11 protein-coding genes are annotated in these 15,289 nt (G+C 34.9%); 7 read left to right on the top strand and 4 right to left on the bottom strand.

Annotation, left to right across the window (positions count from 1 at the left end; translation table 11 throughout):
• Nucleotides 1-12 precede the first annotated feature (12 nt).
• Complete coding sequence (locus BXY75_RS06155) at nucleotides 13-1,254, top strand: peptidoglycan-binding domain-containing protein (protein ID WP_121906838.1); 1,242 nt, start codon at nucleotides 13-15, stop codon at nucleotides 1,252-1,254.
• Between the two features lie 16 nt (nucleotides 1,255-1,270).
• On the opposite strand, the gene BXY75_RS06150 is transcribed toward BXY75_RS06155, so the two are convergent.
• Nucleotides 1,271-2,611, bottom strand: coding sequence for a sensor histidine kinase (locus BXY75_RS06150; RefSeq protein WP_121906837.1), 1,341 nt, complete (start codon nucleotides 2,609-2,611; stop codon nucleotides 1,271-1,273).
• Between the two features lies 1 nt (nucleotide 2,612).
• Nucleotides 2,613-3,983, bottom strand: a complete 1,371-nt coding sequence (locus BXY75_RS06145; RefSeq protein ID WP_121906836.1) for a sigma-54-dependent transcriptional regulator — start codon at nucleotides 3,981-3,983, stop codon at nucleotides 2,613-2,615.
• 159 nt (nucleotides 3,984-4,142) lie between these two features.
• Between BXY75_RS06145 and BXY75_RS06140 the strand changes: the two genes are divergently transcribed.
• From BXY75_RS06140 to BXY75_RS06120, 5 genes are all read left to right on the top strand, one after another.
• Nucleotides 4,143-5,387, top strand: a complete 1,245-nt coding sequence (locus BXY75_RS06140; protein WP_121906835.1) for an efflux RND transporter periplasmic adaptor subunit — start codon at nucleotides 4,143-4,145, stop codon at nucleotides 5,385-5,387.
• Between the two features lie 82 nt (nucleotides 5,388-5,469).
• Nucleotides 5,470-6,171 carry an ABC transporter ATP-binding protein gene (locus BXY75_RS06135; RefSeq protein WP_121906834.1) on the top strand — a complete coding sequence of 234 codons (702 nt, stop codon included), beginning with the start codon at nucleotides 5,470-5,472 and terminating at the stop codon, nucleotides 6,169-6,171.
• A gap of 91 nt (nucleotides 6,172-6,262) precedes the next feature.
• A complete protein-coding gene (locus tag BXY75_RS06130) occupies nucleotides 6,263-8,677 on the top strand; it encodes an ABC transporter permease (protein ID WP_121906833.1) in 2,415 nt (804 codons plus the stop codon).
• Nucleotides 8,678-8,828: 151 nt separating this feature from the next.
• The gene (locus tag BXY75_RS06125; protein WP_121906832.1) at nucleotides 8,829-10,709 is read left to right on the top strand and encodes a CocE/NonD family hydrolase; all 1,881 of its coding nucleotides are present in this window, start codon (nucleotides 8,829-8,831) and stop codon (nucleotides 10,707-10,709) included.
• Between the two features lie 161 nt (nucleotides 10,710-10,870).
• Nucleotides 10,871-12,559 carry a T9SS type A sorting domain-containing protein gene (locus BXY75_RS06120; protein ID WP_121906831.1) on the top strand — a complete coding sequence of 563 codons (1,689 nt, stop codon included), beginning with the start codon at nucleotides 10,871-10,873 and terminating at the stop codon, nucleotides 12,557-12,559.
• A 156-nt stretch (nucleotides 12,560-12,715) separates the two neighbouring features.
• On the opposite strand, the gene BXY75_RS06115 is transcribed toward BXY75_RS06120, so the two are convergent.
• A complete protein-coding gene (locus BXY75_RS06115) occupies nucleotides 12,716-12,952 on the bottom strand; it encodes a YtxH domain-containing protein (RefSeq protein WP_121906830.1) in 237 nt (78 codons plus the stop codon).
• A 244-nt stretch (nucleotides 12,953-13,196) separates the two neighbouring features.
• A complete protein-coding gene (locus tag BXY75_RS06110; protein WP_121906829.1) occupies nucleotides 13,197-13,400 on the bottom strand; it encodes a hypothetical protein in 204 nt (67 codons plus the stop codon).
• Nucleotides 13,401-13,642: 242 nt separating this feature from the next.
• Between BXY75_RS06110 and BXY75_RS06105 the strand changes: the two genes are divergently transcribed.
• Nucleotides 13,643-15,196, top strand: coding sequence for a patatin-like phospholipase family protein (locus BXY75_RS06105; RefSeq protein ID WP_121906828.1), 1,554 nt, complete (start codon nucleotides 13,643-13,645; stop codon nucleotides 15,194-15,196).
• Nucleotides 15,197-15,289: the final 93 nt, after the last annotated feature.

Here is a 15,289-nt window from a genome sequence, read left to right as displayed (position 1 = left end):
ATCAAAAATATTATGAGCACACTATTCTTAGGCAGCTGTGATACCGGAAAAATTCCTGCAGATCGCAAACGATTTTTAGCACCTTACCATAAAGACGGTCTTTTGGTGGGAAAAGTATCTTTTAGAGATGACGACCGTACCACCTGGCGATCTTTTCGGGAAGAAAATGGTAGTCAGGTGAAAGAACTTCAGGAATTTCTTTTTAAAGCTGGATTTATGCCTCGTGGCGTGATAGATGGTATTTTCGATTATGTGACTCAGGCTGCTGCCAGGTTATTTCAAGAGTATGTTCGAACATTGGATCCTAATGGTGACAAATCGATGGTTCCGGATGGAATCGTAGGAAATGGAACCATGAAACACGTGCAACGTTGGAAAGATCAGCACATCGTTGCAGATTGGGGTAAAGGGTCACCGACAAATTCCTCTAAAGAGTATAAAGATTGGATCGCATTGTTAAATAAAGCGAAAACCCATTATATGAATAATCCGGGACCAATCATGCAACATGTCAATGGGATGAATAAAACATATTCTACTATTAAAGTTAAGGATTGGAATTTCGATACAGATAAAATACACCTTATTGGTATTCGACGAAAAGAAGATACTTCGATTTCAGATCGTAAAAATGACGACATCTTCGTTTTATTAATTAATGGAATGGTATTTAAATTTTGGGGCTCTACAGATCCTAGTGTTCGAATGGCTAGACGTAAGGACGAAGCATTTCTAGTAGAAGGTCAGCATAAATATCGTTTTGGATGGCATAAGATTTCCATAGAGAAAAAGATATATCGAGCACTAAAACCATTCGATTCAACAGGAGTGTTGGTACTTCGCGATTGGAATGACGACAATGCTCTTACAAGTAAAGACCTTGAAGTGACCGATAGAAACGGTGTAAAACGAGGGGTAAATGTAAATAATAGCATCAATATCCATTGGAGTGGGATAGGAGGACTAAATTATTCTGCAGGCTGTCAGGTAGTCTCTGGACGTAGCTATATAAATAATAGAAATGAGACCGTGAGTTGTAAAAAGTTTGCTTCCAATAGCTATGGTGATCTTAACAGCGGAGCTAAAAAGACTAAAGGGGCTTACAATGTGCTGGCAGATATGATCGTCTGTTATTCTAAGAAAGATGTCAATTCCTTGTATTACACATTAGGAAGGGAAGAATCTTTGGATTTGGACGCAAATATTGGTGCTAACTATGCCCTTGATGCGCTTACAAGGATGACGTCGGTATAGTTTTATTACGAATTTTTTAAATTGCAATTGAATTGTTTAAACTGACAATAAATGTGGTTTTACCATTTCCAGAACTAAAAAATAAGGTTCCGTTGTGCGATTCAACCATGCTTTTGCTCAGCGTTAAACCAATTCCCGAGCCATTTTTACGGGTGGTAAAATAAGGGATGAATATTTTCTCTTTAATGTCCTTCGGAATACCTTCCCCATTGTCTGAAACGGATATAATACATTTGTTGTTTTTCTGAACTAATTCAATATCGATTTGAGGATTTTCGGTTCCTGAAACCGCAAAAATGCTATTGGTAATTAGGTTTATTAGAATTTGCTCCATTTGTTTTTTATCTGCTGAAAGATTCAGCTTTTCTGAAGCATTTAAGTTGATGTTCACCTTTTTTTCTTCAAATTCAGGCTGAAAAAGTGATATGGTATTTCTGATTAATCGGGCAACATTAAATATTTCTTTTTCAGGAAGTGGCAGCTCTGCAAGTTTTCGATACGAATCGACAAAAGTGGTGAGGTGGTGCGAGCGTCTTTTTATAATGTTCAAGCCCTGTGAAAGCTCAATTAGAGTTTCATCGTTTGGCGCTCCTTCTTGCAACAATGAATCTAAATTTTCAGCCAGACTGCTTATTGGGGTTATGGTATTAATTATCTCATGAGACATTACATTCATCAGTTTATACCACGATTCTTTCTCTTTTTTATCAATTAGTTGTTGAATCGTTTCCATCGTGACAATCAAATAGTCGAATTCATGGGTTTTAGTCACTGCAGTTTTAAAATAAAAAGTTTCTGTAGTGTCGTTAAGTTTCAGAGAAAGTACATGTTTTCTCTTCTGCCATTCCTCGTGTTGAAAAATATCTGCTATTGGTTTAATCTTTTCTTTCAGAAGATTCCACTGGTAGTACTTCGGAATGTTCAAAAAATCAACAAACGTATCATTTAACTGATACACATCAATTTTACCATCCGTATCCTTCCGAAGCATAAGTATACCAATCGACAAACTGTTAATGATATTAGTGAAAATTTGTTGCTCCGAGGTTTGCTGAAGCGCAGCCTTCTTATATTTTTCTAATAGTAATGCCGTCTTTTGATGTAAGGGATACTTTTGTTTGCTATTATGAACCGTGAATGTATAGTCCTCATACAATAAGCAATCAATCGATTTTTCTACTTCGGCCAAGGTTGATTTAATATAATCTATGAATAGAAGAATCTGGCCCAAAAATAAGAGCATCAAAACTATAGAAGTGATTAAGAAACTTTCTTGTAGGGTGTAAAAAGATGTGATCGCGGTTGCTGCCAGTAATAGCGAACGAATTATGATTTGTATGTAGGTTGATTTTATCACTTTAGATATTATATTTTTCTAAACGTCTATAAAGAGCGGCGCGGGTGAGCCCTAACTCTTTGGCTGCTTTACTAATATTACCCATGTTTTTCTCAAGGGCATTTTTAATAAGATTGATCTCGGTTTCTTCTAAATTTAATGTCGCAGGCGGTGACGAATTATCAAATTTTCGATTTGAAAAATGTAAGTCTGAAGGTTCAATTTCTTGATGATCGCTAATAATAACAGCCCGTTCAATAATATGCTCTAGCTCCCTAATATTCCCTGGCCAATGATATTCTTGAAGTGCCTTTATAGTTTCAGAAGACATTCCAGAAATCGTCTTACGGTACTTCTGACTTAAATTTTTAAGAAAGTGCTCCGCTAAAAGTAAAATATCTTCCTGCCTGTTTCGTAAGGGAGGTAAATTTAATTCAATCGTATTGATTCTATATAAAAGATCTTGGCGAAAATCACCATCTTCCACCATTTGATAAATATCGGCATTGGTGGCACATATTATTCGCACATCCAATAATCTCTCTGTTGCTTCTCCTAAGCGCGACACTTTTCTGTTTTGAATGACCGTAAGAAGTTTCGATTGTAAGTGCAATGGTATATTGCCAATTTCATCCAGAAAAATGGTACCCCCTTTTGCAAGTTCAAATCGACCCAAAGTATCTTTATGAGCATCGGTAAAAGCCCCTTTCGAATATCCAAATAGTTCACTTTCAAACAATGACTCACTTAATGATCCAAGATCTACATGAATAAAAGGATGATTATTTCTTTCAGATTGAATATGAATCTCCTTTGCAAACACGTATTTCCCAGTACCATTTTCTCCTAAAACCAGAATGTTTGCATCGGTAGGTGCCACCTTTTCTAACATCGTTACAGCATGGTTCATAGCAGGAGAATCACCTATGATATGTTCTGTCTTTTTATGGAATTCAGTATTCTTTTGCGATTGTATCGATTCTAACTGCGTATTCTTGCGTTTAGATCGGGCGAGTTCGACCCCTGCATTTACAATACTATATAATTTTTCTGTATTCCAGGGTTTAAGAATAAAATCGGTTGCGCCCATTTTTATAGCATCGACCGCAAGGTTTACACTTCCAAATGCCGTCATTAGAATGACAGTGGTTTCAGGGCTAATTTTCTTAATATGCTTTAACCAATACAGGCCTTCTTTACCATCTTCGAAGCCAATGCGGTAGTTCATATCCAGTAAAACTACATCCAGTTGTTCAGATAGTTTAGTTGTTATCTTTCGAGGATCATTTGTAGTTAAGATTGTCGTGAAGTATTTTTTCAGGCTAATTCTGGCAGAAAACAAAATATCGTCATCATCATCTACAATTAATATGGTTGCTTCCTTCTTTCGCATATGCATAAGTACACAGATGTTTGAAAACGAACAAATAAATGTTCGATAATGAACAGTAGTGAAAACCTATAAATCATAAACACTTATAATTCAATAACTTACAATTCTTTTTTTGATGGCATATTTGTGGCATATATCTTTTAAAACAACTAAGTTATAATGGACAAGCAATTAAAACCAAAAAATAAAAACAACAAAAAGATGCTTATTGGTGGGACCATTTTTATCCTATTGTTATTAATGACAGTTTATAATTTTACAAGAAAAAGACAGGTAAATCTAGATAATGATACTCTTGCAATTAGAGAAGTGAAAAAAGCCGATTTTGAAGATGTGATTTTATTTAATAGTCAGGTTGAACCTAAAACTTCCGTTTTAATAAACGTGGTTCAGGGTGGAGCTGTATCTGAAATATTTGTAGAAAGTGGACAAATGGTAAACAAAGGAACGCCTCTTTTAAAAATTTACAATCCGAACGCAGAACTTAGCTATTTAACTCAGGAGACGGCAATTGTTGAACAGATTAATAATCTAAGAAACATACGTGTAAATATAAAATCCCAACAACTCAATTTAACTGAGCAATTACTAAGTATCGATAATTCGTATAAAAATGCGAAGCGTCAATATGTAACAGATACAACGCTTTATAGAAAAGATGTAATTGCCAAAAACGATTATAAGGCCTCGGTACAGGAATACGAGTATCAGAGCGAACGTAATGAGGCTATTAAAAAAAGCGTATCTCGTGAAAAAGGGGATAGAAGTGTGCAACTTTCTCGTATCGATGTTTCAATTCAGAATATGCAGAAGAGCCTTGAGTTACTTCATAAAAACAAGGAAAACTTTACACTAAAAGCTCCAATAGATGGGATGTTGTCGTCTTTCAACCCAAATTTAGGAGAGAATTACATTCAAGGGCAATCTGTTGGTAAAATTGCTGTGCTGGATGGGTACAAACTGGTTGCGAAAGTGGATGAATTTTATATTTCAAAACTAGTTGAAGGCACTAAAGGTATTGTCAATGTAGGATCTGAATCTTATGAAATATCTGTTTCTAAGATCTTCCCCGAAGTAGTTAGCGGACAATTTGAAGTGGAACTTACTTTTGACGAAGAGGTACTCAACAATACTATCAAAGGAGGAATGTCGCTACAAACTAAGCTGTTTTTATCGAATAGTCAACAGGCGCTTTTGATTTCCAAAGGGATGTTTTATCAAAGTACACATGGGAAGTGGGTATTTGTTTTAGATTCTGAAAATAAAGCAGTAAAAAGAAACATAAAACTAGGAAGAGAAAATCCCTTTTATTACGAAATTATGGACGGACTTCAAGAAGGAGACAAGGTTATCATCTCCAGCTATGATGATTTTCTAGACGTAGAAGAAATAACTATTAATTGAAACTAGCATGATGACATTCATTCTAAACATAATCCTGACAATCATTTCTGAATTAATTGAATTACTTAAAACTTTTTAACCTATGATCACAATTAAAAATCTTATTAAAACTTATAGAACTGAAGAAGTGGAGACTACTGCACTAAATCAATTAAGTTTATCTGTAAATACAGGTGAATTTCTATCAATCATGGGGCCTTCAGGTTGTGGAAAATCTACCTTACTAAATATTATTGGTCTCCTAGATTCCCCGGATGACGGGAGTTATCAATTCGATGTGGAAGAGGTTGCATCTTATAATGAGAAACAAAGAGCTTCTATTAGAAAGGCTAATATTGGGTTTGTGTTTCAAAACTTCAACCTGATTGATGAGCTTTCAGTGTACGAAAACGTCGAACTTCCCTTAATCTACAATAAAGTGAAGCCGGAAGATCGTAAAGTTAAAGTGACCCAAATGCTTGAAAGAGTTGGAATTGCACACAGAGCAAAACATTTCCCTTTACAACTTTCAGGAGGGCAACAACAACGTGTAGCAGTGGCTAGAGCTTTAGTTACGAATCCCAAGCTTGTTTTGGCTGATGAGCCTACTGGTAATCTGGATAGTAAAAATGGAAATGAAGTAATGGAATTACTTTCCGAATTAAACGCACAGGGAACTACCATAATAATGGTGACTCACTCTGCCTATGATGCAAAATTTTCAACTAGAACAATCAGCTTGAAGGATGGGGAAATTGTTTCAGAAATAAAAAACGAACAAAAATTAGACATTCTCATTCAGTAAAAGATCAACTCTAATCGTCCAAATTATAATAGCGCATTAATCAAGCGTTTCCGAAGAAAGCAATCAAAATCGAACATCAAAACAAACAAAAATGTTAAAAATCTGGTTTAAAATATTTTATAGAAATAGTAAAAAAAACTGGCTAAATCTATTGGTAAATATCTCTGGACTGACTTTAGGTCTGGCAGGTTTACTTATTGTAATGCTCTATTTTAATGATGAAAATAGTTACAATCAATGGAATCCCAATAAGGATGATGTCTATCGCATAGCAAATGAGTCTAAGCGAAACGGGATTTACTTTTCAAGTACTTCGGCAGAAGCAATTCTATTTAAAAGTGACATTCCGGAGGTTGAAGAAACGGTTTTAATATCACCATTTTATAGGAGCCGTGTTCTAAAGTACAATGGACAGAACACTTTTACTGAAAAAACTACTTTTACCGAGCCAGAATTTTTTAATTTTTTCCCTTTTGAAATATTGGAAGGTTCTTCAGGTAAATTTTTAGAAAACAGAAAGCATATTGCTTTATCTAAAACCCTTTCAGAAGAGATTTTTGGGGATAAAAGTGCAATCGGAAATCTTGTTACTATAGACGAGGAAGATTATACTGTTAGTTGTGTTTATGAAGTTCCGGGTAATTCCCATTATGAATCGGATCTACTAATCCAGTTCTCAGAACCCTTCGAGCTACATTGGGGGAATTTCCAAAATGAGCTCTTTTGTAAACTTACTCCAGGAGCCGATGTAGCGGAAGTAAAAAGCAAAATGAACAATATTATTATTGAGAAAAATATAAAGCCAAAATTAGAGGGTAGTGGGATAACTCTAGAAGAATTTGATGATAAATATGGCGTTATAAAAGTGCTGCTCGAAAATCTGGGAACCATTCGATTGCATCATAAGGCAGATTATGCCGGCCCGAGCGGGAAGGGAAATTACCAGCTATTATTGGTGCTTACTGGGCTGTCGTTATTACTTATCCTTATATCCTGTGTAAATTTCATTAACCTTTCAACCGCGTCTGCAAGCCAGAGAGCTAAGGAAGTTGGAGTTAAAAAAACTTTAGGACTTTCGAAAAAGGAGCTGACTATACATTATATTTTGGAGGTTTTAGTTCAAGGTTTTATGGCATTATTGTTTGCTTTGCTATTAGTGGAGCTTATCTTGCCTTATTTTAACGAGTTTATAGGAAAAGATATCTCCATTTTTAATGGAACAAGTATCCTTAAGATAGTCGGTGTAGCCTTTTTTACGTCTCTCTTTATCGGTCTTGTGCCAGCGATCTATGTTTCTAAATTTAAGTCGATCGAAGTATTAAAAGGGAACTATTCCCGATCTAAAAAAGGAGTTCTAGTGCGAAATGCGATGTTGGCATTGCAATTTCTAATCTCCGGGTTTTTTCTAATTGGTGTTCTGGTGATTTATAGTCAGATACATTTTATGATCAATAAGGACCTTGGTTTTGATAAAGATCAAACTCTGGTTGTTGATGTTTTTAACGTCGGAAGCGAATACCAAAAATATGAACTTGCAAAACAAGTATTATCGAAAAACTCCAATATTCTTGATGTGTCTGCAAGCATGTTTGTTCCAGGTGAAGGAAATGTAAACGGAACCAACCTTTCCTATGGTGATGTTGGTTTTAATTCAGGTTCTAATCTGGTCGATTTCAATTATATCGATTTTGCAAAGCTGAAAGTTTTGAAAGGTAGAGGCTTCTCTGAAGCATTCTCATCCGACACAATTTCAAGTATCGTTATCAATGAAACTGCAGCCAAGCGATTGGGAATTTATGATGACCCAATTGGAAAAAAGTTGCGAGTAGGATGGATGCGGGACGAGGATAACAGACCACTAGAAGTGATTGGAATGATACAAGATTATCATTTTGACGGTTTCGATACAAAAATAGACCCAATGTTCTTATTACATTGGAACACTTTTTCTTTTTCAAAAGACTGGCTTCATGCGATGCAGTTTAAGGTAAAATCTGATGATGTCGCACAAACTATTTCTGCAATTGAAGACTTTTGGAAGGTTCATGTAGATAGTGAGTATCCCTTTTCCTATGGCTTTCTCGATAAAAAGTTCGCCGAGACCTATGATAAATATCAAAAGCAACAAACCATGTTTTTAATTTTATCGATTATGGTCATTATCATTTCATTACTTGGATTATTTGCTTTGGCTACCTTAACGATACAACAGCGCTTAAAAGAAGTTGCTATTCGAAAAACATTAGGAGCATCGGCACGAGAAATAATTCTACCCTTGATAAACAGTTTTTTAAAAATTACAGTGATCGCCTCATTGATACTGTTACCAATCGCGTATTTTTTAATGCAAAACTGGCTTGATAATTTTGTGTATCGCATTGACATGCCTATATGGCCATATATAGTTACTCCCATATTACTGCTCGTCTTAGTATTTAGTGTAGTTGGCTTTAAAGCCTATCATGCGACTAAAATTGATTTGATAAAATATTTAAAGTTTGAGTAGAATTAGGTTTATAAATATTTGTAAATCAGTTTATTAACAATATGTATTTTCTTTAAGATAAAATTGTTAAATACTAAATTTCATAAAATAGAAAATACTGATTATCAATTTAAGTATCTTTAAGCATCTATTAATATCAAAAACTAAGCTCATGAAACGTTTTGCCTGTAATCGTTACTTTTTTCTGTTAATACTCCTTTTAAGTATGTGCCTTCAAGCCCAGGAAGATGTATTAGAAAAACTACATGAGATTGCAATTATCGATCAAAAAGTAATGATGCCTATGCGTGACGGAATTCGATTGGCAACCGATATTTACAGACCAAAGACAGATAAAAAAGTACCGATTATTTTTTCCAGAACCCCTTATAATTTTAATTCGTGGGGTGATGGTGAAGAAAAAACCAGAACTGCAGAAAATGCCTATGATGCTGTAAAAAGAGGATATGCGTATGTAGTACAGAACGAAAGAGGGCGGTATTATTCTGAAGGAGAATGGGATATACTTGGTATGCCATTGACAGATGGATACGATGCATTTTCGTGGATGAAGGATCAATCATGGTCTAACGGTAAAATTGGCGCTTGGGGCTGCTCTTCTACAGCAGAATGGCAAATGGCAGTTGCTGCTCTAGATAATCCTGCGTTTGCCGCTATGGTCCCTATGGGGTACGGAGCAGGAATTGGAAAAGTGGGAGATTATATGGAGCAGGGGAACTGGTATAGAGGAGGAGCAGAGCAATTGTTATTCTTTTCATGGTTATACGGTGTGGAGCATGATAAATTTAAGCCCCGGATCCCGGAAGGAGCTACTCAGGAAGATTTAATTCGTATTTCGAGGTTTTACGATCTGGCCCCGGAAAATCCGGAAATTGATATGGCCAAGGCATTAAGTCATCTTCCTATTCAGGATATTATTCAAAATGTACATGGAAAGCGCGAAGTGTTCGATAAAATGGTAAGGAGAACTCCGAATCATCCCGATTGGTTCACGAGTGGTTTGTACCATGACAGCATGGATTTTAATGTGCCTAGTTTCTGGTTTACTTCCTGGTACGATGTGTCTATTAGTCCAAATTTGGCCTTATTTAAGGATATTCGATATAATGCCTCTAAGCAGGAAATTCGGGATAATCAATATTTGGTAATAGCACCCACTTTGCATTGTAGATATACACGTGCTACCGAAAACACTATAGTAGGTGAACGTAATATTGGAGACGCTCGACTAAATTATGAAGATCTTATTTATAGTTGGTTTGACCTTTGGCTAAAGGGAGAAAAGAATGACTTTAAAGCCAAAACACCGAGAGTTCAGTATTATACAATGGGAAGTAATAAATGGCAATCTTCGGAAGAATGGCCTCCGGAGGATACAAAGATGGTTACTTATTATCTTAACAGTAACGGAAAAGCAAATACAGCTGCAGGTGATGGTCTTTTAACGATAAAGAAACCCAAGAAAGATAATCCGGATTCATTTACATATGACCCGATGAATCCTGTGCTATCGCATGGTGGAAATGTATGCTGTACAGGAAATGCCGTGGAAGGTGGAGCTTTCGATCAGCAACAAATGGAAACGCGGGAGGATATTTTGGTGTATACTTCGGAAGTATTAGCGGAAGGAGTAGAAGTAACCGGTTTTATAGAGTCTTGCCTATATCTTTCGTCCGATGTTAAGGATACCGATGTCACTATCAAGCTAATCGATGTATATCCCGACGGAACCGCTTATAACCTAGATGAAACCATCCAGAGAGTACGATACCGAGAAGGATATGAAAAAGAAGTTTTTATGGAAAAAGGGAAGGTGTATAAAGTTAATTTAACTCCTATGTCGACTAGTAACTATTTTGAAAAAGGCCATAAGATTAGAATTGAAGTGAGCAGTAGTAATTTTCCGAGATTCGCCCGTAATTTAAATACTGGAGGCAAGAACTACGATGAATCTGTAGGTGTTGTGGCACATAATAAGATTCACCATTCTTCAGAATATCCGTCTTTAATAAAGCTTCCTATTAAACAATAAACTAAGGAAGTATAATTGAATTGCGATTAATTTAAACAAAGTAGTAATCTTAAATAATTGTATCGCATAAACTCGAACTAAAGAACTGTATCGAGTATGTCGAGATTTTTCTATATTTGGATTTCTTTATAAAACATCAATTAATAAGAAATCGCATATATATGGCTATTGAAAAAAAATCATTAAAATTTAAGGTTCTTTTTCTCCTTTCTTTATTCTTCTTTGTGACTTCCATTGCTCAGTCGATAGACCCGTTACTGAATCAGCCGGATCTTTCATACGGTGACTTTGATAAATCCAATGATGCCCTCTATTTTCTTCAATATTATAATCCGGGAGAACCTAATCCTATATACGCCTTTGATGAAGTTGATTTTGAATTAATTCCGTTTGGACCACAACCTTTTTTAAAAAATTATGTTGGAGCATATTCAAATCACAACTATTTTGTGAGTTTGGCTAATCATACGGTTGATACTTTATATGAATATGATGGAACACAAATCACGGAATACGAACTTCCAACATTGTATGATGTTGCTATTCACTTGGCAACTTTTAATAATCATATTTATTTTGCGGCTCAAGAAACGGCCGAGGATCCAGTCCTTCTTTCATTTGATGGTAGTGAGTTAGTTGTAACAGAGATACCCGAGACTTTATTTGGAGGAGGAAATTTCTATTTTTCTGAATTTCAAAACACCTTATTTCTCAGACTTACAACTGTGATTTACGATTATAAGCTATGGACATTTAATGGCGTAACATTTAACGTAATTCCAAACCCGGCAGATCGCAGATTGGCAAAAATTGAATTTGAATTTAATGACAAATTAATCCTAAGCTATTACGATGAAACAGTAACAACTGGTGAACGATTTCAGTTATATACGTATGAAGGCAGTAATTTAGCTCCTATTGTTCCCCCTAATAATAGTGTTCTATATGATATTGTTGGAGTAAAGGATGATAAATTGTTTTTACGTTATGAAGATAAAGACACCGAGATAAGAAATGTTTATGTTTACGATGGAACGATTTTGACTGCAATGGAAACTTCTTCAAATTTAGAACCATATCAATATGCTGGAGAGTTGAGTGGCAAGGATTATTTTATAGTGTATCGACATGATACATCTTCCTCTTTTCTATATTCTTTCGACGGAAATGAATTGATTGAAATTCCAGGTCCATCCGACCATTCGGCGTTTTACACCTCCGGAGCATTAAGTAATAGGTTGTTGATGGCTTATCAAGATGCTGAATCCAAAAGTGTTTTGGTCGAATATGTAGCCGGAAATACAGAAGCAACCTTAGTTCCAAATGCACCACAAGACTTAGAGTTTTCTGGATTACATACTGCTTTTGAGGAAACGCTTTTCATTTCATTTCGAAATGAAGCTGACGAAAGAACACTTTATGGATATAATAATTCGGGTTTAATTTCTATTGAAGTTCCGGAAACTTATGTCCTTAGTCACCATGAATTTACTACAGATCAAAACGCTTATTTCTTTTATTATTCTGATATCCTTGCTAACACAAAGCTATTTAGAATCGATAGAACATTGAATGTTACTGAAGTTGAACAAGGAAGCAATAGCATTTCGGTATATCCAAATCCAACAACCAATGCTGTTAATTTACGTATCACAGATATTGAAAACTTAACACAGTTAGAACTTACTTTATATTCCACAGAAGGAAAGAAAATTGACTCCAAATTATACAACCAGAACGAACTAAATGAATCGCTTCAATATAACACATCAAATTTGTCTAGCGGAGTGTATTTACTTGAATTAAAGAGCAATAGGGAAACTATTACAAAAAAGGTAATAATAAATTAAGATCAAAAAAAACACCAATTCTACTGTTAGGATAGTCATTATATCATTTAAAAAGCTATATGCGATATGACATTTTACGGTTGATGATCGACAGCACTTTTTCTAAACAAAAAATCCTGCATTTAGCAGGATTTTTTGTCTAAGCTTACCAAAGGTTTAGCTGGCAATATCATTAGCTTCTTTTCTAACGGTGTTTTTTAGCTGAACGTATTTATCAGAAAGGGTAGATTCTACCTCTTCTACTTTATCTTTTATTTTACGCCCTGCATCATTAAGATCTCCTTTTAACTGAGCTTTTTTCTCTGGTGACATAGTTTTATATTTATAAAACGCAAACGCACCTGCACCAAGTCCTAATAACGCCAATAATCCTGTTTTCTGTTGTCTTTTCATGGTATGATTTTTTATTTGTTAGCACGAATTTAGATTATATTCTTCATTCATTCTGCATCGATAATGCACTTTAGTATTTCTTTAATAATAACTTTAACGAATCTTAACTTTTGAAGTGAAATATTAAAGAATATTTTATACTTGAACGCGCTATATAGATAATTTCAAATCTTAAACTGACTATAATTCAATCTCGAAATGATCCATATTTAGCTATCAATATTAATCAAGAGCATTTCATCTTCTATTTAGAAATAAGAGTCTCTTTAATTTCGACATGCGCAAAATGCCTTATTTTCTCAATTGCGGTTTTAGAAAGTACGGCATTAAAACAATAATATTTCACCGGGCTTCCTTTACACTTTTCGAGGATCCTTCCATTCTCTTTAATGATAGTTTTAAATATAGAAATATCCTCACAGGTAATAGTTACAAGGTATTCTTCCATTATTAAAAATTGATTTTTGTTAGGATTATTAGATTTGTCTGACTTTCAAGTAAATCGCTAATGTAACTCATATTTATCATCGAGGTTAGAGGTAAATCAATAATTAACGAAGGGGTAATAACCCCTTTTTAAGAAGAAGCGTTTTCATTGGTTTTTAAATCTATTATCTTTAATGTATTCAGAGCCAATTTTTAAGATATGATCCACCCATATTTTAATGATTAATATAGAATTGCTACATAATGGATATAGAAGATTTTTTCAATAAGGCATACAAGGAAAAGACAATAGCAGAAAATAATAAAGTAAACACTTTTGAAATGTTATTTCAAGCCGATAAATTGCTTAAGGAAGAGATCAATAAAAAGGACTCCAAAATTGGAAGCAAACTAAAAGATGGTAAAATTAATCGTCATTGTATTTCCAGTGTCACTATCGCAGAAACTTTTAAAGGAAAAATCTACCAAAGACCTGTTATCGATCTTGTTCAACAAGGTGGCGGAATGTATGGGATTGCGCTTTTAGGCTACACCTATGTCATGGAAAAAGTTGGTATCCGATTTTATAGCCATGGTGGAACGAGTGCGGGTGCCATTAATGCGATGTTTTTGGCAGGCTTACCTAACAGTATCTATGAACAGGAATCTCCTTTCAGTACCCCTGAAGAACACAGACAAACAACAAAATCGGAAGTACTAACGCACATAATAGCAAATACCGATTTTAGTAAATTCATGGAAAAATCTGGATTCATTGGAACCATTCAGCGGCAATTATTTAAAAATTATAAGGCACTGTGGTTGCGTTTATTGTGTCTTATCTTAGTACTATCTTTTTTAGTAGGAATATATGCCTTGTTCGGCCTTATTTTTAATATCAGTGTGGGCTTAACGGGTTCAGATTTGCGTACGTATGATTTTCTCATTGGTACTATGAATATTGGCGCGTTTATCATTCTGGTTTATATTTTATTGGTAAAGTTACTTAAGAGTAGCTTTGGTATAAACACTGGGGAGGAGTTTTACAACTGGGCTGATAAATTGTTGGGTTTACTTCAAATAGATGACACATCTCAGTTAAATGATCGCTTAAAAGAAAACAAGCTGTATAAGGAGACAAAAGGAACATGCAGATTAGTATTAATAACGGCAAATCTCACACATAATCGAATCGTGAAATTTCCCGAAAAAGCTGGATTTTACTGGACTGATCCCGATAGAATAAAACCGGCTGCCTACTTAAGAGCTACTATGTCACTTCCATTTATCTATTATACATTTATTCCGAATAAAAAACATTATAACACGAACGTACCCAAAGATCCAGTATTATTGGAAGCTAGATTTGTGGATGGGGGTATGTTGTCTAATTTTCCCATTCGTGAGTTTCATAGGATTGATAATAAAAACCCTAGATTTCCAACATTTGGTGTGCTCTTGTCAAAAAGAGTACTCAAAAAAGCTGAAGAGCTAACCCCCGAGGAAATAGAAAAAAAGAAACTTAAAGTAAAAGATGAGTTTGACAATGTTAAGTTGGTATCGTATATAATGTCCTTCTTTTCTACTTTTCGAAATTTTTATGATAATGAATATTTATTTCGAAATGAAGAAATTGAAACTCGTATAGAAACCGTACAAACAGAAGGGTTTAATTGGTTGAATTTTTGGATGAAACCAGAAGATAAAAAAGCCTTGTTTCTTGAAGGAGCTAAGGCGGCAATCCGACAGTTAGAAAAGTTTAACTGGTCTGAATACTATGAAATACGTACAAATAGCGCTAACAATCCAATGAAATAATCATGCTCACCAAATTAGTAAAATACAGTATTGGCTGGGGGGTTTTATTTACCTTTCTATTAATTGTGGGAAGCCTTTTTTACTTACTTAATG

It is taken from the genome of Ulvibacter antarcticus (assembly GCF_003688405.1).
Taxonomy (GTDB): domain Bacteria; phylum Bacteroidota; class Bacteroidia; order Flavobacteriales; family Flavobacteriaceae; genus Ulvibacter; species Ulvibacter antarcticus.
This window is presented reverse-complemented; position numbering and strand designations above follow the sequence as displayed.